The 20672-nt window shown below is 39.3% G+C and carries 22 protein-coding genes; 4 read left to right on the forward strand and 18 right to left on the reverse strand.

Annotated elements, in window-relative coordinates; all coding sequences use genetic code 11:
* Positions 1–146: 146 nt before the first annotated feature.
* Positions 147–410, reverse strand: coding sequence for a SemiSWEET family transporter (locus tag HNQ46_RS10150; RefSeq protein WP_007157316.1), 264 nt, complete (start codon positions 408–410; stop codon positions 147–149).
* A gap of 157 nt (positions 411–567) precedes the next feature.
* Positions 568–1236 (reverse strand): flavodoxin family protein, encoded by a 669-nt coding sequence (locus HNQ46_RS10155; RefSeq protein WP_183684587.1) that lies wholly within the window; start codon positions 1234–1236, stop codon positions 568–570.
* Between the two features lie 126 nt (positions 1237–1362).
* Between HNQ46_RS10155 and HNQ46_RS10160 the strand changes: the two genes are divergently transcribed.
* Positions 1363–1911 carry a TetR/AcrR family transcriptional regulator gene (locus HNQ46_RS10160; protein ID WP_183684588.1) on the forward strand — a complete coding sequence of 183 codons (549 nt, stop codon included), beginning with the start codon at positions 1363–1365 and terminating at the stop codon, positions 1909–1911.
* On the opposite strand, the gene HNQ46_RS10165 is transcribed toward HNQ46_RS10160, so the two are convergent.
* From HNQ46_RS10165 to HNQ46_RS10215, 12 genes are all read right to left on the reverse strand, one after another.
* Positions 1908–2303 (reverse strand): hypothetical protein, encoded by a 396-nt coding sequence (locus HNQ46_RS10165; protein ID WP_183684589.1) that lies wholly within the window; start codon positions 2301–2303, stop codon positions 1908–1910. The genes HNQ46_RS10160 and HNQ46_RS10165 overlap by 4 nt on opposite strands.
* Positions 2304–2367: 64 nt before the next feature.
* Positions 2368–3597, reverse strand: coding sequence for an MFS transporter (locus tag HNQ46_RS10170; RefSeq protein WP_183684590.1), 1230 nt, complete (start codon positions 3595–3597; stop codon positions 2368–2370).
* A 1-nt stretch (position 3598) separates the two neighbouring features.
* On the reverse strand, positions 3599–4534 hold the full coding sequence (locus tag HNQ46_RS10175) for a CPBP family intramembrane glutamic endopeptidase (protein ID WP_183684591.1): 936 nt from the start codon (positions 4532–4534) through the stop codon (positions 3599–3601).
* Positions 4531–5136: a TetR/AcrR family transcriptional regulator gene (locus HNQ46_RS10180; protein WP_183684592.1), complete on the reverse strand. Its 606-nt coding sequence runs from the start codon at positions 5134–5136 to the stop codon at positions 4531–4533. Before HNQ46_RS10180 ends, HNQ46_RS10175 begins: the two co-directional genes overlap by 4 nt.
* A gap of 306 nt (positions 5137–5442) precedes the next feature.
* Positions 5443–5910 (reverse strand): hypothetical protein, encoded by a 468-nt coding sequence (locus HNQ46_RS10185; RefSeq protein ID WP_183684593.1) that lies wholly within the window; start codon positions 5908–5910, stop codon positions 5443–5445.
* Between the two features lie 182 nt (positions 5911–6092).
* On the reverse strand, positions 6093–6470 hold the full coding sequence (locus HNQ46_RS12115) for a Panacea domain-containing protein (RefSeq protein WP_243155913.1): 378 nt from the start codon (positions 6468–6470) through the stop codon (positions 6093–6095).
* A 64-nt stretch (positions 6471–6534) separates the two neighbouring features.
* The gene (locus HNQ46_RS12120; protein ID WP_243155914.1) at positions 6535–6795 is read right to left on the reverse strand and encodes a hypothetical protein; all 261 of its coding nucleotides are present in this window, start codon (positions 6793–6795) and stop codon (positions 6535–6537) included.
* A gap of 100 nt (positions 6796–6895) precedes the next feature.
* Positions 6896–7816: an ABC transporter permease gene (locus HNQ46_RS10195; protein WP_183684594.1), complete on the reverse strand. Its 921-nt coding sequence runs from the start codon at positions 7814–7816 to the stop codon at positions 6896–6898.
* A 1-nt stretch (position 7817) separates the two neighbouring features.
* Positions 7818–8729 (reverse strand): ABC transporter ATP-binding protein, encoded by a 912-nt coding sequence (locus HNQ46_RS10200; protein ID WP_183684595.1) that lies wholly within the window; start codon positions 8727–8729, stop codon positions 7818–7820.
* A gap of 322 nt (positions 8730–9051) precedes the next feature.
* Entirely contained in the window at positions 9052–9486 is a 435-nt protein-coding gene (locus HNQ46_RS10205; protein WP_183684596.1) for a DUF3021 family protein, read from the reverse strand.
* A 1-nt stretch (position 9487) separates the two neighbouring features.
* Positions 9488–9922 (reverse strand): LytTR family DNA-binding domain-containing protein, encoded by a 435-nt coding sequence (locus tag HNQ46_RS10210; protein ID WP_183684597.1) that lies wholly within the window; start codon positions 9920–9922, stop codon positions 9488–9490.
* A 93-nt stretch (positions 9923–10015) separates the two neighbouring features.
* Entirely contained in the window at positions 10016–11161 is a 1146-nt protein-coding gene (locus HNQ46_RS10215; protein WP_183684598.1) for a low temperature requirement protein A, read from the reverse strand.
* A 202-nt stretch (positions 11162–11363) separates the two neighbouring features.
* Here HNQ46_RS10215 and HNQ46_RS10220 point away from each other — a divergent pair, with 202 nt between their 5' ends.
* Together HNQ46_RS10220 and HNQ46_RS10225 are read left to right on the forward strand one after the other, a co-directional pair.
* Entirely contained in the window at positions 11364–12683 is a 1320-nt protein-coding gene (locus HNQ46_RS10220) for an L-cysteine desulfidase family protein (protein ID WP_183684599.1), read from the forward strand.
* 85 nt (positions 12684–12768) lie between these two features.
* Complete coding sequence (locus tag HNQ46_RS10225) at positions 12769–13140, forward strand: thioredoxin family protein (RefSeq protein WP_243155915.1); 372 nt, start codon at positions 12769–12771, stop codon at positions 13138–13140.
* Between the two features lie 158 nt (positions 13141–13298).
* On the opposite strand, the gene HNQ46_RS10230 is transcribed toward HNQ46_RS10225, so the two are convergent.
* From HNQ46_RS10230 to HNQ46_RS10245, 4 genes are read right to left on the reverse strand one after another with little or no spacing between them, the layout of a single operon-like run.
* Complete coding sequence (locus HNQ46_RS10230; RefSeq protein ID WP_007157332.1) at positions 13299–14780, reverse strand: glycoside hydrolase family 32 protein; 1482 nt, start codon at positions 14778–14780, stop codon at positions 13299–13301.
* Between the two features lie 32 nt (positions 14781–14812).
* Entirely contained in the window at positions 14813–15796 is a 984-nt protein-coding gene (locus HNQ46_RS10235) for an ABC transporter permease (RefSeq protein ID WP_183684600.1), read from the reverse strand.
* A complete protein-coding gene (locus HNQ46_RS10240) occupies positions 15793–17304 on the reverse strand; it encodes a sugar ABC transporter ATP-binding protein (protein WP_183684601.1) in 1512 nt (503 codons plus the stop codon). Before HNQ46_RS10240 ends, HNQ46_RS10235 begins: the two co-directional genes overlap by 4 nt.
* A gap of 41 nt (positions 17305–17345) precedes the next feature.
* Positions 17346–18359 carry a substrate-binding domain-containing protein gene (locus HNQ46_RS10245; RefSeq protein ID WP_183684602.1) on the reverse strand — a complete coding sequence of 338 codons (1014 nt, stop codon included), beginning with the start codon at positions 18357–18359 and terminating at the stop codon, positions 17346–17348.
* A gap of 290 nt (positions 18360–18649) precedes the next feature.
* Between HNQ46_RS10245 and HNQ46_RS10250 the strand changes: the two genes are divergently transcribed.
* A complete protein-coding gene (locus tag HNQ46_RS10250; RefSeq protein ID WP_183684603.1) occupies positions 18650–20614 on the forward strand; it encodes a LacI family DNA-binding transcriptional regulator in 1965 nt (654 codons plus the stop codon).
* Positions 20615–20672 lie beyond the last annotated feature (58 nt).

Consider the following 20672-nt stretch of genomic DNA (forward strand, 5'->3'; position numbering starts at 1 on the left):
AGTGTTTCCCACCCGCATAGCGGGTGGTTTTTTGTATCAGAGCTAACATTTTTCAAATGTCAGCTCCGATACTGGCTAAAGTCCATTAATAAAAAACCGGCAAACTTCCTAAAGAAGTCGCCGGCTTTCATATTCATTACATGGGATTACAAAGCAGTAAGAAAAGTTAATCCTCCTAAAATCACTCCCGCTGAATTAGGAATAATAAGAATCCAGTCTTTTTTCGGTTCCTTAGTCCATCCGTAAATAACCCAAATCAGGCAAGAAACTGCTGCAAATAGCGGCTGAAAAGGTTGAGCTTTGTCTCCCTGCAAGTTTGCGAAAATCTGGGGAATGTAAGCAATAAAAACAAAAATACCGATAAACGCTCCAATAGAACCTACAAAAAGATTGATTTTTTGCTTAGACATCTGCTGACTCCTTTCAATTGATACTTGTCGTAAAGTTGCTAAAAAATGTCAATTAGTTCCTTTTGCAACTGACGCCTTGTCAATTATAAGGAATTTTTGCTTTTTGTCAAATATTTTTTTATAGATTCTCTGCATGCAATGCAAAAATCTCCTTTATTCAGGTAATTCCCAATTTACTCCATTTTCCCCTAATCCCTTGATATAACGTGCCTTTTTTCTTTACAAAGGGCTTGATTCCCAGATGGAAAATAAAAAAATGAATTATGCTCTGAATAGGATAGTATTGCCTACGTTTTATTGCCCTGATAAAGCTTTGCGATACATAATCAATCTCCCCTTTTCTCTTCCTTATCATTCCCTCAAGGTCGTTAAAACCGGCTTGAATCCGAAGCTTTCCGCTCAATCTTCCTCCGGAAAATAGCACAAGATTCTTCAGAATTTTCAAAGTATCTTGACTGCCGTAATTTTCCCCGCTTGCCACCGTGATACAATACTTTTTATGAAGCAGTTGTTCAATCACAAAATGGCCTCGATCGATAAAATCTTTCATTAATCCGGATACATTACTTGCATAAGTTGGAGAACCCAAAACGATTCCGTCCGCCTCTTCAATTCTTTTGGAGAGTAGCTCTGCATCATCCTCCATACAGCAATGCCCTGTTCTATAGCAATAGTTACAGCCGGTACAATGGGACATTTTCATTTCCCCCAGATTGTAAAATAGCACTTCTATACCTGCTCCCCGAAGATTTTCTTCAATCCTATGAAGCACTGCTGCCGTTACTCCATTTTTTCTCGGACTCCCATTGATGATTAAAACCTGCATTTTCTCCTCCAAAACTACTCACTTGTGTATCTTGCAAGGGCATGGTACTGTAGCATCAAAGGAAAGTAAATCATTTCAAAAAAGATACACAATCTTTGCTTTCTGTGTATTTTAGGAGAGTATGCTATGAAGAAAAGCCAAAATCCATCCGCTGTACGGTCAAGAAAGGAGATTTCCACTGCTTTACTCAAGCTAATGCAAGAGTATCCCTATGCAGAAATCTCCGTAAAGCAGATTATTATGGAAACAAGCCTTACAAGAAAAACCTTTTACCTGAATTTTCGCTCCAAGGACGATGTACTGGAGTCCATTCTGAACGAATTAATCGTGGAATATACCGAGGCACTTTCCAAGGAAAATGTTGATCCGCTCACTGTTATTTTCTCCTTCTGCGATAAAAATAAAGCCTTTCTTTCCTTACTGCACAAAAACAAAATGCTGTATTTCCTCCTGATTCGCCTAAATGAATTTCTTCCGGAGTACAGTAAAACTGAGGATATGAGTCGCAATCCCTTTGCAAAGCTTATGGGAGAACTAGAGCCGGACTACCTCATTGCCTTCAATGTAGGAGCTATCTGGAATGTGCTTTTCAAATGGATTGACCGGGGAATGGTAGATTCTTTGGACAGCATTCAAGAGACATTGAAAAAATATTTGAAGCGGATAAGCGTTTAGGGATTCTGCCTCCTTTCTTCTATTTTCCATCCGATCGTCCAGGCAAGAACCAGAAGATAATTTTCCAGAGCGCCAATCAAATTTACCATTTGATGCATCTTAAGATAATGGATAAAATGATTGCTTCCGATACCGATTCCGCCGAGAATGAGAGCCAGCAAAATGGATTTTAGATAGGTCCAATTGTAGTGCCTATACGCCGTAAACAATATGACCAAAACGGCAATATTCCAAAAGCCGATTTCTCTCTGCCATCCTGTAGAAATGCCATACGCAGAGTTTCTTCCTATATATTCCGGTGCGAAAATCTGTAGAATCGCCGCACCGGATATCGCTATGATAAGAATGATAAACAGCACGCGCAAGAAAAGATTCATTTTTTTCTGATGCATTGACTAAGCCTCCTTAAACTCACAGATTGCCTTAGACTTATGGAAATTACCTATTACAATTCCTCTACTCCGTTCTCTTTTCCAGTTCTCTGATATCCGGAAAACGAAGGAGTGTAACTGCCACAAGGGAAAGCAAGACGCCAGAAATACCAATCATCATTGCAGCTCCCCGTCCGACACCCATTCCGCTCAGATTACCTAGACCATCTGCGGCTAAGCCGGAAACAGCATAGGCAATAACATATCCTATCTGCGAGAGAAAGCCTATAAATCCCCAAGCTCTCCCCTGTAAAGCATCCGGTATATTTGTCCTGCAAAGATAATCCATGCAGTTGTTGCAAAAAGGCAAGGTGGCAAAGAAAAAGAAACCAAATATACTGATGCAGACCAGATTTTCAAATATTGACATACCGATCATAAAGATTCCCGCCATAAAAAAGGAGATTTGAAGAACCTTTCCATATTCTTTCTTAATGCCGAAACCTCCGAGAAGTATTCCCGATGCAAGCATTCCACTTGCACATAGAGTTTCTATAATGCCAAGCACTTTAGAATCCGCAAAAGAAAGAATCATCGGCTCAACAAGAATTTGCAAGGTCCCAAGAAACAGGGTAATCAGAGAAGAACACAGGACAAGCACAAAAACGCCTTTCTCTATGTGGATTGCTCTCCAGCCTTCTTTCATGCTTTCCAAAAATGACTGCTTCTCTGTAGGCTGTTTTGCTTTTATTCCTCGCCTTACAATAAAGGTCGTTGTAATCGTAACAAAGAAGGTGGATACATCAATGAGTAGCAATAGGGAAATGTCATGATATGCCAGCAATAGGCCTGCTATAACGGGCGAGAACAGATATCTGGCACTCCCTGCCAAAGACACTAATCCGGAGGCTTTGGAAAACTCCTCCTTGGATAATAGATCTGTGATTGTTGCTCTGTAAGAAGGATCTAAAAGAGAGGAAAATATGGCACTGATGAACACGCCTATACAAATCTGAACTAGATTTGCTCCCCCACGTATCATGCAGAGGAAAATGTAAAGGATGCCAAGTCCTGAAAAACCGTCTCCAATCATCATAAGAACTCTTCTATCGTAACGATCGGCCAACACTCCTGCCAGAACCGTGAAAAGAAGGGTAGGCAGAAATCCAAGTAAAGTCACCAAGGCCATTCCTGCCGCACTGCCCGTTTTTTGAAAGACATAAACTCCAAGTCCAAAAGAAGTGAGTCCGCCACCTATGGACGATATGAGCTCCCCCATCCAAAGAAGGAGGAACTTTTTCATTCCGGAACTCATCTTAATTCCCCTCCCCAAAACGTGTTTTCAAGAGCCTTCCAACGTGCTCCGTTCCAAAAAACATTTTCTTATTCAGCAGTACAATAATCGCCGTTACAATGAAAATCACAATGGTTTCCACACACTTTGTCTCCGCCGTCATCGCAATTTTTTCCTGCATGAAGTTTACAAACAGATGGAAAACCATGCAGGCCAGAATGGAGCGGTCGCTGACCAGATACACCCACGTGATGATATATCCCATGAGTATGGCACCCACGAAGAAATTAATGACAAACAAGGGATTAACCATAAGTCCTGCCTGATATGTCCCCTTGATAAAAAGCAGGGGAAAATGCCAGAATGACCACAAGATTCCGAAAATCAGAGATTCAATAAACCAATCCATATATTGCCCTATGGAGTCTTCGCAATATCCCTTCCAACCTACTTCTTCAATAATCGAAGCCAGTGTAATGGTCACAAAAGCAGATCCTATTCCCACTCCGGTAAAGGAAAAATCTTCCGTAAAGGAAAACTGCTTTAAGGATTGTCCAAATAAAAGGGATAAAAGTATAGAAAAAACAATAATCAGCGCATAAATAACCACTGCCCAAAATACATTCATCCACTTTACTTTATAAAAGCCTATAATCTTTTCTTTAAGATCTCTCTTCAAGTCCTCACATCCGGATACAAGCACAAATACAGTGGAGACCACAGCCGGTGCAAGGAGACCCAGCAGCATCAATAACGCTCCCTTATTTTCAGAAACAAAGATTGCCGGTATCCAGAAGATCCATGTGAAAAAATATGCACAGAGAAAGAATAACCACGGTCTATATCGATATTCATCTTTATCCAGCATGAACTGTTCTTTGTTCTGTGCTTTGTTCTGCGCTTTATTCTGCGCTTTGCTTATCCCCTTGCTCATTATCTCGCTCATTCCCTTGCTCATTCCTTTGCCCCCTCTACTAAGACCTGGCTGATAAATTGCATGGTTCCGGATTTTGCACCCAGAGACTTCTCCAGCATATCGATATACACCTCTACATCTTTTTCACCAAAATTTCCGTAATCGAACATATGCTGACTCGTAACAAGGAGCATCTTCACTCGCTCTTCAATATACGTACACGAAAAGATTCCCTGTGCTATTCCTTCTTGAACAATCTCTGCCAGAATCGGCACCGCTACTTCTACAATTTTCTTGCAGATTTTATCGTGCATGACGATATTTTCTTTTCTTTCCAGAACATCCGTAATCACTGCTTCCTCTTTATCCGGACGAAAGGCATTTACAACCGAAACCAATTTCTCCGGTATGGAAAGCGGTGCGTGAAGAAGCTCTTTGGCTACGGCGCTCTCCTTCTCTATCATCATTTCGATGACTGCTTCCAGCGTTGCTTCTTTGCTCGCAAAATAATAATAGTAAGTACCTTTTGCGATACCGGCCTTAGCCACAATCTCATCAATGCTGGTATTCTCATAGCCTTTTTCTATGAACATGCGATAGGCAGTCTTTAAAAGCTCCTGTTTTCTTTGTTCCCCTTTTTTCATATCCGCCTCCATTTTCTTATTTGCCTTCTTTTTTCATATTCGCCCTATTTTTCATATCTTCCCCGGGCTCCATATTTGATCTTTTGTTTCCATTTGACATTTTCGACCATTGGTCGGTTTTTATGATAAAGCGCCAAGGGGTGACTGTCAAGCTTTTTTCGACTATTGGTCGGTGATTTGTTCGAAACGCATTTTTTTAAAACTTAATTCTTTGGAAATTTGAAAATCAAAAAAAGCACCTGCAAAAATGCAAGTGCCTGCCTTGTCAAATACTCTTTTGCTTTATATTTCTTTAGAATCCTTTCTTTAGAAGCCTGCTTTACAAAACTTATGAAAGGCTGAGACTTCTTCACCGGACTGCGTTACCGCCACACAATACTTCGCTCCCCTATTAATGCCGGGCGAATAGGTAATCGGCTCAAGCTGATACATTTTTCCTTCCTTCGCCACCGAACAAAACCCTGTCCAGGAAGCGGCGACTTGTCCGCCATTTTCCCTGTTGAAGACCTCTGCTTCTCCGTACTCCGTCAAATCCGGACTGACCTGAATCACAACAACTTCTCCGGGTTTGTAGCCTACAATGAAATTGCTGTGGACAGTGATGCTAGCCACAACTACATCGTTGTAGTTCTCCAAGTGACAATAAATTAATTTGTAGTCGTCTCCGCCTTCTACCAGCGAATTAAAGATTTCCCGCATCCTTGCTTTGTTTTTCCGATTGTCCTCATCGGAAGCTCCTGTAGCTAATTTCTTCACAATGTCTAAGAGTCCCATTTTATTCCTCCTAAAATCCCCCCTCATTTTAACGGCAAGGCCGGAAGCTAAAAGAGGGAAGTTTTTCTTTAATAAACCTAAAATTCATTATAATTTCACTATGCCGAATGTCAATACGGCTATCAAGGATGCAATGCTACAGATTTCAAGATTGCAAAACAGCTACGTACGGATATTTATGTTCAAAATTCTCTAATGTCCTTGGCTAGGCTAAATGGAATCATTTCTCCCGCCTTCGTTTTCGTATATGCCGTTTCCCCATGCATATACTCTATAATATCCTTCGCCTTATAATCTTTGAACTTCTTTATCACATCGTCCAGGATGCTCCTATCCTCATCTGTAAGAACAGCATAATCCATTCCTTTACTCGGATAAATATGAAGCATCAAATCGTAATTATTACTTTCTTCCTCTCGAATGTTTAAATTCTCCAAATTCATCAGGCTATAATGGCCAACAGGCAATGCTCCCATTGGTTCATGACGGTATACCATACCCGTCATAGCAATACCGCGTCGTTTAAAGGACAGTGCATCCCCGTACCAAAGCATTTTCATTAGTTTAACTTTGAATAGATTGGATACGCTTTCAGCAATATACGAAATCATCGCCTCAATTTTATCAATATTCAGAAGTCAATAAGCCGTGTAAAACGCGATAAGCATTCCTTGCATTGAGCAGGTTCTCATTTGCCATCGCTCCGGTCTCAAATTCCCTCTCTTCTTCATCAGCGTTTATGCAGTAAAAAAAGTGCTCTTCATAATCTACCTTATCCCCTTTTATCGTAATACTTGCCAGGCGCTTTCTTTCCTCTACATCATGCTTCTTATCGCATAACGGACAATCCATATGCACTTTTCTAATAACTTTACTTGCTTCCATCGTTCACCTCCTTCAACAGTTTTACAATCAATTGATAGTGTGTATCTTATGGAGTTGCATGTCAAGAAAACTATTCCTAATTAAGTGTCCATCTTCTGTCCTAGTTTTTCTTATAGCTTCCGGAATAAATCATAATTTGCGCTACGATACAGAATAGTATTACTCCTAAGATATATTCCAGCATTTTATTCATATCCAAATACCCCTTAAACAGTTTGGCTTGAAAGGTAAAGTATTCTTTCAGACTAAGAACGAACATTCCCTGATCCACTCCTTGAAGGCTTGTATTGATATGATCCAAGAGTCCGTTAAGCAGTATATTTCTCAGCATAATCGTTATTTGACTCGCAGGAAATAGGTTGCACACGGTTTGTACTTCATTTGAAAATTGAGAAATAGGAATATACGCTCCAATCACAAATCCCGAAGCTGCTGATAGTATTCCAAAGAAAGCTTCGCAAGCACTGACGGTTTTGAAAAACAAAACGATAATCATAAATATTGCGCTTGCCGAGATAGAGCCAAGTGCAACAATAGAAAAGGCTTTTACAACTTGACTTATATTCAAATACATATTTCCTTGCATACGAATTCCAATAAGGCCGACAGCTAGGATTATATCGGTCAAAAGTGTTGAAGTAAGTACGGCCGATACAAAATAAGCGAAGATAATCTGTTCCCTTTTCATAGGTGTTGCCAGAATATCATAATCCACTTTATTCGCTCTATCTTTTACGAGTACAGTAATACAACTAAAAGGAACTGAAATCATTGCGGAGCCTAAAATGCCACTCAGTAAAAAAAGATTTGCAAACATAGCGATATCCTTTTGGGGAACCATAGAAGCTAGTCCCGGATACTGCTCCATCGCACTTTGTATCGCACTAACAAAGGTGCCTTTCAGGAATAATAAATACAGTATAAGCACAATAATGGATGTCAGTAGAGAGAATAGAATGCTCTGCCAATCTTTGAAAAACAACAATAAATTTCTCTTGATAAGTCCCGAAATCCCCCTCATCTTATACCTCCAGCTTTCTTCCTGTTAAATGTAGGAATACGTCATCCATACTGCCTTTTACAATTTCATAATCTCTGATTTTATTTCGATTTATATAGAGGAACTCACTGAGATGGAACCCCTCTTTTGATTCCAATGGCACAATGTAGTGATCCGCTTCATAAGAATGCTCTATGCCTTTCAGCACCGCTTCATTGTCACTACATTTCTCTACATACCAAATCAGTTTTGTATTCGTGTATTTCCTTTTTAAAGCCGCCGGTGTGTCCTCCGCTACAATTCTACCCTTATCCAAGATCACAACCCGATCTGCTTCTCTTACTTCTTCCATATAATGTGTTGTAAGAAATATTGTCATTTGTTTTTCTTTGCGAAGATAATTGATATACTCCCAGACCAGTTTTCTGGACATGGGGTCCAGCCCGGTTGTGGGCTCATCCAAAAAGAGAATCTTCGGATTATGTAAAAGCGCTCTGATAATATCCACTCTTCTACGTTGTCCTCCTGATAATTGCTCATATTTTCTATTCCAGATGCTTTCCAATTCGAAGGCCTGCATTAAAGGATGTAAGCGCTCCAAAATTTCTTCTTTGTGCATTCCGTAATAGGAAGCTCTCGTCAGCAGATTTTCTTTTACAGTCAATACGCCGTCCAGAACTGAGTTCTGAAAAACAATGCCTATTTTCTCTCGAATCTTGTCATCCTCTTCTCCAAGCTTGTGGGAAAAGACTTCTACCTCTCCCTCTGTCTTTTTAAAAATGGTACAGAGGATATTGATGGTCGTTGATTTCCCCGCACCATTCTCCCCGAGAAATGCAAAAAACTCCCCCTCTTTCACGGAAAAGGAAATATGATCCACCGCAGTCGTTTTACCATAGTTTTTACTTAAGTTCTTTACTGTGATTGCATTCATCCGATTCGCTCCTTCTTGGCGCCACTATAGTTCTTTCTGTAAGTCTATCCTATAGTTCGTCTTATCATTCAGTCCTATAGCCCCTCGCGGTTCCAATTTGTCCTATGGTTCCTGTGGTTCCATCTTGTGATTTTGCCCTGTAATTTTTCCCACAATTCTGCCCTGTTGTCTTAACTTGTTATTTTGCCTCACCGGTTTTGACATAAATCAGCTTATCAACTTGTAAGCATAAAAAAAGTGCCACCCTACCAAGCTGCATTTACAGCCTACTGAGTTGCACTTTTTCCATGAAAGGCTTTATTTTCATAAAACGCTTTATTTCTTATTCCGAATCTTGCATATCTTTAATAGCTCCATTGATTTTAATCTCATCCACCTTTGCCATCCATGCTGTTGCACACCAGACAAAGAGATAAATGAGGCTGTACATAAGACAAATGATGCGTAAGTTGATGATTTGTCCGAACCAATGAAAAAGGCTTGCACACAAAACCACGATTCCGAGAACCGAGACAAAGTGAATCCCCATTCTGATCCATACTTCGCTTTTCTTCAAACTATCCATATCCAAAAGAAAATATGTCGGTAAGGAGGATAAAAATCCTGTGAGGCAAATAGAAAGAGGGTCACTCCATTGCAAACTTAGGGTCTGTACTCCTGATGCAAAGTGCTGAATAAACATCAGAATTCCAATTCCAAAAAGAATGGCTGTTGAAATCATTAAAGTCTGACTAAAAATAGTTTTTACTTTTTGCATATCATAGTCCCAGCCTTTCTTTCAGTTCTTTCACATAGGATCTTGCAATAATCACACGCTCTCCATTCAAAAGTTCTGCCGTCATTCTTCCGTTAAGTTCTGCTCGCACTGACTTTATTTTCCTCATATTGATAATCATTGCCTTTGCCGCTCTGAAGAAATTCCGACTTAACATAGTTTCCAGTTCATATAATCTATATTGGACTTCCAAACAATTATCCTTTGTATAGACAAAGGTTCGTTTATCCACGGATTCTATATAATAGATTTTATCAATGGGACAGAGAAGCGTTTCCCCATTAGAGCGGGCAGTAATAACAGGGTCACTGTTTTCAAGAGCATTGATGGCTCTTTGAATACTCTCCGTCACTTTGACAACACGGAGCAGCGCTTGCTCTTCTTCATAGGAATTTACTTTTTGAATATCTACCTTCACTATGTCACCACCTAATGATTCTACTTTCTCCCATTTTAGATTTTAGGTACTTGTACCACTTTTCTAAAGAAAAAGCTATTTTTCCCTTTACGCTCAAATCATTTCCTTCCTGATTTCCTTCGGAAAACGTCGTATTACGAAGGATACAAAAAGTACCGTTTCCAAAACAATCGTCAGGGTACAAAGGACTGTAATCACCGGAACATCGGACTGGAAAATGAAGGAACTGCCAAGGCCTAATAGATAAACAAGCACAAAAGGAATCATCAGTTTTTTATCCAATTTGTGGCTCTTTTTATTTAAATGCGCATTGTTAAACACACCAAGATAAAAAAGGAATAAGCCCAGGAACATCATAATAATTCTGGAAGCGCCCATAGCTTCATTAGCATAGTCCAAGTCAATCGTACAAAGATTTAAACCAAACCACACAAAATAATGATTGTAAGTCAGTCCTGCCCCGCTTTGGCAGGGAAGCTCTTCATCAATAGCGTGGTCAAATTCCGTGATGTAGAACAAAAATAATGCCACCACCTGAAACAGAATGAAAACAGAGTAAACCGAGAATTTCTCTATTTCAAAGAAATCCGCTGCGGCTATCAGCATTTCCCCAAGGGTAATAATAGTAAGGAGTGTTAATCTTTCTATAAGGTGTGGCATATTAATGGGTACTCTAGCCATGTCTTTTCGGAAGAAGCTGGCACCCAAAATACTTAAAATAAAGCCAAAGCCGGTCAATAGGATTCGGCCGATACCGGATAAAAACAGACTGGAAATAATTCCGATCAATCGTATAAAAAGAAGCTTTAGGAAATCAAAAATCAGTTTTCGGTCCTTTTCACTATTCTTGTTTTGCGTATAAGCGTAGATATATTGCAGAAATTGTATGACAGCAATCCATAGAAGCGCCAGTGTAAAGGCTGTCCAGCTTTCCTCCATATCGGAACTGACATTTGCCGCCATAAAGACTAAAGCCGGCATTTGGAAAACCGTCATACTAATGATATGCAAAAGATTATGTTTTCCGTAGCGATTCATATACACGGTCTGCACATTCCATACGTTGATGAAACAGACAAAGACTACGATATAAATGATAATCTCTTTCCAGCTAAAGATTCCCTTATCCAGACTTTCTAAGACATGGGTAATCTTGGAAATTCCGAAGACAAAAACCAAATCATAAAACAGCTCGGTAAGATTAACTTTCTTCGCTTCTTCTATTATTTTCTCTCCCATACCACCCTCACGTTTCCTTACTTTTGCTTTCTTCTTTTATAAACAGCTTTTTTCTCGTAGAAACTTACATTTCGGAGAAAAGCAGACTGTATTATAGCATGCTTTATTTTCCTTTTTCATCCTTTTTATTCATCAGATGAGGCATCTATCAAGGTTCAAAAAATGCTATAATAAAAAGCAAAAGCGGGGGAGGTTTCTAAATATGCACGAATTAAGCACACTAATCAAAAAAGATATGGTTCCTGCACTGGGCGTAACAGAACCCGGAGCAATTTCCTTCTGTGTCGCAAAAGCAAAGTCCTACGCAAAGGGCGAGCTGCTTCACTTAAATGTCGCTATGAATAGCGGCATGTATAAAAATGCCTTCACCTGCGGTATTCCCAATTCCAAAGAAGTGGGAAATGTTTTTGCCGCTGCACTTGGATATGTTGCCGGGAATCCTGATAAGGGCCTGGAGTCTCTGGCAAATGTTACGCCTGCCGACAATGTCAGTGCGCAAAGGCTTATTGATGAGGGGAAAATCACCGTGGCACTTAGCGGAATTTCCAGCCGTATTTTTATGGAAGCAACTTTGGAAACAACAGAAAGCAAGGTTCTTCTTACGATTCGTGACACACATACCAATATCACGAAGATTGTAGTCAATGGGGAGACAGTGCTGGAGGCTGAAGAGAAAGATGAGGAAGATACATATGGTGCCTCGGGGGAAATTAATGCTACCACATCGAAAGCAAATGCGACAATTCATTCCATCCATAGATATACTTTGACAGAGCTCGTGGACTATGTGAATACGGTTCCCTTGGAAGAAATCGAATTTGTAAAGGAGGCGTATAAAGTAAATCTAGAGCTTTTCGAAGAGGCTCTCAAAAATCCCCGCACCACTTTTGCAAGACAGCTGCTGGTTATGAATGGAGGGGAAGTCATTTCCAAAGATGAGCAAATGACCGCATCCCTTCTTTGCAACGCCACAATCGAAGCCCGTGTCATCGGTTTAGACAAGCCCGCCATGAGTATCACCGGCTCCGGTGCCCACGGAATCATTGCCACCATGCCCCTATACGGCGTTTATAAGATTCATGGCTTAAGTGAGGAAATGCTCTACCGGGCAACCATGCTGAGCTATCTCATCTGCACCTATATCAAAGAATACTCCGGCCGGCTCTCCGCCTTCTGCGGATGTGCCATTGCCGCCGGTACCGGCATGGCCTGCGGTTTAGTGTACTTAAAGGGTGGTACTGTGGAGCAAATGGAATACACCCTCAACAACATGGCCTCCTCCATCACCGGAATGATCTGCGACGGGGGAAACCAGGGTTGTACCATGAAGGGTGTAGCTGCCTGTGATGCGGCATTCCGTTCCGTGGCATTTGCCATGAAGGGTGTCCATATTGACAAAGTACATGGTATCAATGGAAATACCCCGGAAGAAACCATGCGGAATATGGGCTTAATTGCATCCCCCGGTATGGTGGGAACGGAGAAAACAATTGTAGAAATCTTTGAAGAGAAGTTAAGATAATTTGTTCTTCTGAATCAAAGCTGTATTTCACATTCGGAAAACAGAGCAGCTTTTCCTTCAGGATGATTATGATGATGGTGAAAGTATGAGAGATGATGGTGAAAGCATGAGAAATAATGGTGAAAGTATGAGAGATGATGGTGAAAGCATGAGAAATAATGGTGAAAGTATGAGAATCGAAGTAAAACAATACGGCTCGGAGACCTGTGCGCCTTGCGTGGCAATCAGACGCAAGCTCGAGGAATGGCAGCGGGCGCATCCTACGGTGAATTATAGTTATCTCCCGATTGAAGTTCATCAGGAGGAGGTGGCTCAGAAAGGGATTTTATCGGTTCCGACAGTTATAGCCGAGATTGATGGTACGGAAGTCGCAAGAGAATCGGGCTACTTTAGCTTGGACAAAATGCTTGCTCGACTGGAGCGATACATGGAAATGGCGGGAGAGACAGAATTATGATCGGAGAGAACTTTGCGATGAGAAGGTTCAATGAAGAGGAGTGGGCGAATAAGCTCTATTGAACGCCCACTCGATTCCCTCCATCTCAAACTCACACTGCATAACAACGATTTCTATTTTAAAAATTCTTCGAATTATTATAATATATCAAATATATTTTATGTATAATCACATAGTGCTATATTGGCATATTCCACTTTAGAATCCTGAGCAATGATGCCAATCTCATACTCAGAGCTTCTATAAACCCTATAAGTGAAAGCAATTTCTTTTCCTATAAATACCTCAATCATATCATGATCCACAAAAATCTTTACATCAATGACCGCCCCTGTCTTGATAGAAAAAGTTTTTTCCGATACACGAAACCCATCCGGTCCGGGAGATGATGCCTCCGGAACAGCTTGGCATGACTGCTCCCAGAATGGATCAACGCCCATCGGTAAAGACAAAAGAGATACTCTTTGCATTGCTACATCAAACTCAAGAAAAAGACATTCACTGGCCTCTTTATCCGACTTTAAAAGAATTCCAAAACTATCATTTACTTCTTTAGGAATAATAGATGCATGGAAATAAAATCGTTTTTTGTCATGCATTAAAAAGCCATAACCGGTTGTTTCTAAGGCATCCAACACTATGCTTTCTGCCCCATATCTTTTATACTCTCCTAAGACAGGAAGATAATTCCAAGCAATATTTTTATGAATACCTTCTGTAAACTCCTGGGGAATATCAACAAGTAGATCTCCGGTCTCGGAGAGTTTCACTTCATGGGGTATGCAGAATCGACCACCCCAATACCATTCTCCTTTATCACTACACTGTCCCCGATCATGTGCCCATGCAAAATATATTCGTCTTCCGTTTTTATCCGTTAAAGATTTTGCTGCATAAAAACGTCTTCCTCCTATACCATCTTTTTTCATTTTTTTCCATGGACCATAAGGAGACTTAGCTGTACGATAAATGGTATTTCCAAATTCGGAAAAACGTGAATAAGATAAAATCCAAGTATCGTTCATTTTATAAATTTCACTACATTCAGGGCAATTGGTGTGACCGGGTGAATATAAATTTCCATAGTACTCCCAAGATTCCAAATCTGTAGAGCGATACAATACAATGCAACCTCGTCTGGTCACCGGCATATCCAGCCTTCTAGCAGAAACCAGCATCCAATATTTTTTTTCATCTTCATTGAAAAATACATATGGATCTCTAAAATCTTGTTGCTCATATAGGTCTATCAGTGGTTTAATAACCGGATTTCCTGTATCCTTTTTCCAGTTTATCCCATCCTCACTATATGCATGGCAAATGGTCTGCTGATATTCAGCCTGGATACTATAGCCTGTATAAAACGCATGGTATTTTCCTTCTCCATACAGAACCGAACCCGTCCAAACTCCTGAAGCGTCCGGTTCCTTCCCTTCTCCTGGATAGATAGCTGTAGGCAGCTCTTCCCAGTGAATTAAATCCTTTGAAACAGCGTGGCTCCAAGTAGTACGCAGTCTTTCCGGATATACGGTTGTCCCCACCGGAGGTGTTAAGGAAAAAATATGATATACCCCATCGTGGTAGAATGGAATAGCATCTCCTGTCGAATCTGCGAATGACATTTTTCTAAATATCTCCATTTTTACTCCTAGTATAAAATGATATTTGTATATTATTTTCTGATGATGGCGTTTCTCTTAAACTTCTCTTTCTGAGAATCCAAAATTACAGCAGTGGCAATGATTATTCCTTTTACTATCAATTGCCAATAGGAACTCACTCCAATTAAATTTAGTCCATTGGATATTATGCCAATGACCATTGCTCCAAGTACAGTTCCGCTAATGCTTCCTTTGCCTCCCGCCATGGACGTTCCTCCAAGTACACATGCAGCGATGGCATCCATTTCATACCCGCTTCCAACGGAAGGCTGTCCTGAGTACATTCTTGAAGCAAGTACCAGACCTGCAAATGCAGAAAGTAAACCGGATAATGTGAAAACAATAATTTCAATTTTTCTGATGGGAATACCGGATAATCTTGCCGCTTCTCTGTTTCCACCAATGGCATAGACATAAACTCCAAATCTGGTTTTTACCAGAAGAAAACTAATAACAATAATGAGCAAAATCATGTAAAGAACCGGTAGCGGAATCAAGGAAAATAGGTATCCTGTTCCAATGGATATAAAAAATCCATCTGTGATACGGGTGGACTGACCACCTGAATATACATAGGCAATTCCATTTGCAACATTCATCATTGCCATTGTGATAATGAATGACGGCACTTTAAATGTAGATACAATTACGCCGTTTATAAATCCAAATAAAACGCCTAGCAAAACGCCTCCTATAATAGCAAGCTCCACCGGCAGTCCCTGATTTACAATAAACCCTACTGTTAGAGTGCCACACATTGCTACTACGGCCCCTACTGTCAAATCAATATGCCCTAAAATAATTATCAAGGTCATTCCCAGTGCAATATAGGTATTAATTGAAATTTGTCTTAAAACAGAAATAATATTTCCGGAAGTCAAAAATTTGTCAGTAGCAAGCGAAACTATAATACATAAAATAAGAAGCACCACCATAATTCCGATATTATCAGAAATAATATGGGGAACTTTACTCTTTTCTATTCTATTTCTCATGCAGATTCCCCTCCCGCAGCAAAGCGCATAATATTCTCCTGTTCTAACTCATGACTTTCTAAAACTCCGGTCATAACTCCTTCTTTCAAAACACAAACCCTGTCACAAAGTTGTATGATTTCAGGTAAGTCACTAGATACTAGCAAAATTGACATACCGCCTTCTGCCAGCTCATTAATTAAGTTGTAAATCTCAAGCTTTGCATGAATATCAATGCCTCTCGTAGGTTCATCTAAAATTAGAATAGATGGCATTGTGGCGAGCCATTTTCCAATGACTATTTTTTGTTGATTTCCTCCCGAAAGATTGGATGCCTGAGTTGACTTTACATCTAATGCTGCAGACTTAATATTTAGTCTATCAGTGTAATATTGAACTGATTCTTCCATTCTTTCTTTTTCCAGAAGTATGCCCTTTTGATATTTATCTAGCGAAGCCAATGACAGGTTAAACGAAACAGTATTTCCCAAAACTAATCCGGTTTTTTTTCGGTCTTCTGTAACAAATCCAATCCCCGCCTTAATCGCTTGCATCGGATTGAAAAAATGCACCTGTTCTCCCCTAAGAAATACTTCTCCTTTAGTAAAATGACGTGCGCCAAAAATTGACTCCATTAACTCGCTTCTTCCGGCGCCTACCAGACCGGCAAATCCCAATATCTCCCCTTTATGAAGTTGAAAGCTAATATCCGAATAATACGGTCTACAGCTCAAGTTTTTGACTTCCAGGATTATTTCATCTGATTTGCTGATTTGTTTTTTAGGAACACTAAATTCTTTTAATTCTCTTCCAACCATCATAGATATAAGCTCATCTACATCGGTTTCACCATTTTTCTTCGTGCCAATATAACATCCGTCTCTGATAACTGTAATGCGATCTGCGATTTTAAAGATTTCTTCCATCCTATGGGATATGTAGATAATGCTAATTTTCTTTTCTTTCAGTCTTGCAATAATCTGAAATAACTGCTCAACTTCCTCAACAGATAAAGACGAACTTGGCTCATCCATTACAATGATTTTTGCCTGAAAAGAAACTGCTTTGACAATTTCAATCATTTGTTGTTGTGCAATGGTAAGTGAAGAAACCGAGGTAGTGGGAGAAATAGAAACTCCCAGGTTTTGAAGCATTTCTTCAGCTTGGATATTCATTTCTTTCCGCTTCACCCTTGAAAAGGATCCCATCAATTCTCTTCCCAGAAAAATGTTTTGTGCCACGGTTAATTGTGGCACTAAAACAATCTCCTGATGAACAATTCCGATTCCTTTCATCTCGGCATCTCTCACTCCGTGAATTTCTACCTCTTCACCTTTTATTTTAATTGTTCCCGAATCCGGTCTATATATTCCGCCAAGAATTTTTATCAATGTAGATTTACCCGCTCCATTTTCTCCTAATAGAGCATGAACCTCTCCCTCTTCCAAAGAAAGGTTAATTCCGGATAATGCATATATTCCGGAAAAACTTTTTTTAATATCTATCATTTCCAAAATGGGAGTATCCATCTTTTATAAACCTTTCAAAACGCAATCTTTAGGAACAAAGATTATTGCCAATCTTTTAATGTTTTTTCAGCTTCTTCTTTATCCACTAAATGAGAATCCAAATAAACTTTTTTCTCTGAACTCTTACCTTCTCCATTCATTGCCTCATTAAATGCATGCTCAGCAATTTGCAAAGGAACTTGTGCTGCTACAGCTGTAAAATCACCATCTAATAATGCCTGCTTTCCTTCAGGAGATGCATCAATGCTGTAAACCTCTACTTTGCCTTTTTTATTACTTGCTTTGATTGCCGCAGCAGCTCCTAATGCTGATGGATCATTGATACAGAAAAATGCATCCAAATCAGAATTAGCGGTCAAAATATCTTCAGCTAAACCTAAGGATTTATCCAATGCAGCTCCACCATCCTGTTGTGCCACAATGGTAAACTTATCCTTTTGTTCTCCCAAACCTTTCATAAATCCATTCACACGATCCACGCAACTCTCATTTGAAGGAAAATCCAAGATAGCAATTTTGGCTCCATCGGGATGTTTACTAACTAATTGCTTTCCAACCAACTCTCCGGCCATAAAAGCATTCGTTCCTACAAACTGAGTAACATATTTATTCATGTCTTCTTCTATTACAGCAGTATCCACATTATAAATTGGAATCTTAGCATCAGATATCTCTGCCAAGCCTGCTGTGATTCCGGAAGAGTCTACAGGAATCACAAATACGGCATCATATCCGCTATTGGCACAATCTGATAGCTGACTAAGCTGCTTATTTAAGTCATAATCAGGATCCAAACAAGTATAAGCGATACCATTTTTATCACATAATTCCTTGAATTTTGCATCCATTGAGCTTTGAAAGCTATTGTTTAATGTGTTAGTACAGAATACAAAAGATTTCTTAGCTGTATTTTTATCAGAATTTTCTTGCGCTTTTTCAGAAACTTTAGATGACGATTCATTATTTGAATCTTGTTTTGATGAACATCCCACCAATGCTCCTAATGCCATCCCGAATACGAGACTCATAACGTACATTCTTGTTCTTTTTTTCATTTGTCGTTCCTCCTTAGTACTTTAAATTTACGTAAATTTAATCTTGATTAAGTTTACGTCCTTGTGATATATGTAAATAGTACTAATCTATATAAGTCATTGCAATATAATCATTCCATATTGCATAATTTTCGTCACAATGCAACACTAATTATATGCATATCGCCTATGGATAGTTTTCGAAATTATTTTTTTACGTAAAACTTCAGTGATGAAGTCAGCAAAAAAAATATCATTACGACAGATAAGAAAAGAACAATATATACTATAACAGATTGGAGATTAGGAAAATGAATTTACAGGAAATTGCTAAGAAAGCAGGGGTCTCTATAGCCACCGTTTCTCATGTTCTTAACCATACTCGTTATGTTTCTCCAAGTTTACAGGAAAAAGTAGAAGCAATTATAAAGGAATGCGGCTACCAAAGAAAATCCAAAGATCATAACTTAATTCCCGGATCCAATTCCCAAATTTTGCTTCTTGTCCCTAATCTCAAGAATACATTTTATATCTTATTTTTTACTGAACTACATGCAATTCTTGTGAAAAGGGGATATCAGTTATTGCTTTCCATCTCTAATAATGATACTGAACTTGAAAAGCAAATGATATTGAACACCTTATCCAGTAAAAAAACATTAGGGCTCATCATTGCTCCCTGTTCCATGGATGATAAAAATTTTATTCCTTTGATAAAAAGCAATACTCCCTTTGTATTGATCGAAAACAATTGCAGCAGTAATTTTTGCTATAAAATTCTTTCCGATTATTCCAGCGCAATCCCTCAAGCCACTTCAGCACTATTGGAAAAAGGACATAGAAACATTTTATTACTTGTCAATCAAACACCTTCCAGTACCACTGAAAATGTAATGCATTATTATCAAAAAGAACTGAATGACTTTGATACATCTTTAGTACCCCATATTGTGAAGATTTCATTGATGGAATCTGAGGAGTCAATTTTTTCGCAAATACGGAAAGAATTATCTCCTTCTGTTACAGCCATTATAGCTTGTGACAATCCCATAACCTCATTGCTTATGAAGGCATTGCATTTTTTTGAGATAGACTGCCCAAAGGATATTTCCGTAATCGGTTGGGATGACCAGAATTCCTCCGATGCGTTTTCCTCAGATTTATCCCACATCAGACGGAATACTGCTCAGCTGGCAAAAACTTCTTTCGAAACGCTTCTCTGTCTCCATGAAGGAAAGAAAGTTGAAAATACCCAATATGTTAATGTCGATTTTCGTCCCAATAACTCCATACGTATTTTACATCAGGGTCCAAGAGGAGAAGATCCCACATCATTAGATCGAATTAGAATTTCTCAACGTGAAAAAGTACAATTAGTTACCGGAAAGTACAGAGTAGCAATTTCTTTCCACTACACCGGAACTGCATGGGCAAAATTACACCAGAAAGGAATACGAGACGAATTAGAAAAGTATGGCATCGAAATCATCTCCATTATGGACGCACATTTTGATCCCATGCTACAAAAGATTCAATTAGAGAGCATCCAACATCAAAATCCGGATGCGGTAATTGCAATACCTGTAGACGATATAGAAACCAGTTCGGCCTTTGAAGAATTATCCAAACACACAAGAGTAATTCTCTTAAGTAATATCCCTAAAGGATTTGATAAAAATAATTATGTTTCTTGTATTTCCGTGGATGAACATGAAAATGGTTATAATATTGGGAAAATGATAGGCGATTATCTGGAAAATAAGACCATTAAGAATACTGCCCTTATTACCCACGGCGCAAATTTTTATGGTACCTCTGAAAGAGATAGCATGGTTCTTAAAACACTTCTTACACACTATCCTTCTGTAAATGTAGTAGCACAAAAAAATTTTTACTCGATAGAAAACACTTATTCCATCTGTTCAGACTTAGTTCATGCGCATCCTGAAATTTCCAGCTTATACGTGAGCTGGGATCAGCCCGCCTTGTTAGCTATTAAAGCCTTAGACAAATTAAATCGAAAAGATATTGCTGTTTTCACAACGGACCTGGATTATGAAATTGCCGAAAAAATGAAAGAAGGAATTGTTAAAGGAATCAGTACACAGCGTCCCTATGAACAAGGCCAAGCAGCAGGAAGAGTTTTGGCTAAATCTTTAGTTAGTGAAGATATCCCGAAATACATTGCCGTTCAGCCTTACCTCATTCGGGAAAATCAATTAAAGCAAGCTTGGCAAAACATATTTTTTGAAAAGTTGCCAATGGAACTGGAATAGTGCCTGCTTGGATGCGGTATAGGTCAGAAAAGGGGGTAATCTGAGCCCGCGGGTACTT

The sequence above is a fragment of the Oribacterium sinus genome (genome assembly GCF_014202695.1).
Classification (GTDB): Bacteria; Bacillota; Clostridia; order Lachnospirales; family Lachnospiraceae; genus Oribacterium; species Oribacterium sinus.

What these genes read in the sequence shown, in the direction of transcription:
- HNQ46_RS10150 (WP_007157316.1), bottom strand. Translation starts at nt 410, where the DNA reads ATGTCTAAGCAAAAAATCAATCTTTTTGTAGGTTCTATTGGAGCGTTT.
- HNQ46_RS10155 (WP_183684587.1), bottom strand. Translation starts at nt 1,236, where the DNA reads ATGCAGGTTTTAATCATCAATGGGAGTCCGAGAAAAAATGGAGTAACG.
- HNQ46_RS10160 (WP_183684588.1), top strand. Translation starts at nt 1,363, where the DNA reads ATGAAGAAAAGCCAAAATCCATCCGCTGTACGGTCAAGAAAGGAGATT.
- HNQ46_RS10165 (WP_183684589.1), bottom strand. Translation starts at nt 2,303, where the DNA reads ATGCATCAGAAAAAAATGAATCTTTTCTTGCGCGTGCTGTTTATCATT.
- HNQ46_RS10170 (WP_183684590.1), bottom strand. Translation starts at nt 3,597, where the DNA reads ATGAGTTCCGGAATGAAAAAGTTCCTCCTTCTTTGGATGGGGGAGCTC.
- HNQ46_RS10175 (WP_183684591.1), bottom strand. Translation starts at nt 4,534, where the DNA reads ATGAGCAAGGGAATGAGCGAGATAATGAGCAAGGGGATAAGCAAAGCG.
- HNQ46_RS10180 (WP_183684592.1), bottom strand. Translation starts at nt 5,136, where the DNA reads ATGAAAAAAGGGGAACAAAGAAAACAGGAGCTTTTAAAGACTGCCTAT.
- HNQ46_RS10185 (WP_183684593.1), bottom strand. Translation starts at nt 5,910, where the DNA reads ATGGGACTCTTAGACATTGTGAAGAAATTAGCTACAGGAGCTTCCGAT.
- HNQ46_RS12115 (WP_243155913.1), bottom strand. Translation starts at nt 6,470, where the DNA reads ATGAAAATGCTTTGGTACGGGGATGCACTGTCCTTTAAACGACGCGGT.
- HNQ46_RS12120 (WP_243155914.1), bottom strand. Translation starts at nt 6,795, where the DNA reads ATGGAAGCAAGTAAAGTTATTAGAAAAGTGCATATGGATTGTCCGTTA.
- HNQ46_RS10195 (WP_183684594.1), bottom strand. Translation starts at nt 7,816, where the DNA reads ATGAGGGGGATTTCGGGACTTATCAAGAGAAATTTATTGTTGTTTTTC.
- HNQ46_RS10200 (WP_183684595.1), bottom strand. Translation starts at nt 8,729, where the DNA reads ATGAATGCAATCACAGTAAAGAACTTAAGTAAAAACTATGGTAAAACG.
- HNQ46_RS10205 (WP_183684596.1), bottom strand. Translation starts at nt 9,486, where the DNA reads ATGCAAAAAGTAAAAACTATTTTTAGTCAGACTTTAATGATTTCAACA.
- HNQ46_RS10215 (WP_183684598.1), bottom strand. Translation starts at nt 11,161, where the DNA reads ATGGGAGAGAAAATAATAGAAGAAGCGAAGAAAGTTAATCTTACCGAG.
- HNQ46_RS10220 (WP_183684599.1), top strand. Translation starts at nt 11,364, where the DNA reads ATGCACGAATTAAGCACACTAATCAAAAAAGATATGGTTCCTGCACTG.
- HNQ46_RS10225 (WP_243155915.1), top strand. Translation starts at nt 12,769, where the DNA reads ATGAGAGATGATGGTGAAAGCATGAGAAATAATGGTGAAAGTATGAGA.
- HNQ46_RS10230 (WP_007157332.1), bottom strand. Translation starts at nt 14,780, where the DNA reads ATGGAGATATTTAGAAAAATGTCATTCGCAGATTCGACAGGAGATGCT.
- HNQ46_RS10235 (WP_183684600.1), bottom strand. Translation starts at nt 15,796, where the DNA reads ATGAGAAATAGAATAGAAAAGAGTAAAGTTCCCCATATTATTTCTGAT.
- HNQ46_RS10240 (WP_183684601.1), bottom strand. Translation starts at nt 17,304, where the DNA reads ATGGATACTCCCATTTTGGAAATGATAGATATTAAAAAAAGTTTTTCC.
- HNQ46_RS10245 (WP_183684602.1), bottom strand. Translation starts at nt 18,359, where the DNA reads ATGAAAAAAAGAACAAGAATGTACGTTATGAGTCTCGTATTCGGGATG.
- HNQ46_RS10250 (WP_183684603.1), top strand. Translation starts at nt 18,650, where the DNA reads ATGAATTTACAGGAAATTGCTAAGAAAGCAGGGGTCTCTATAGCCACC.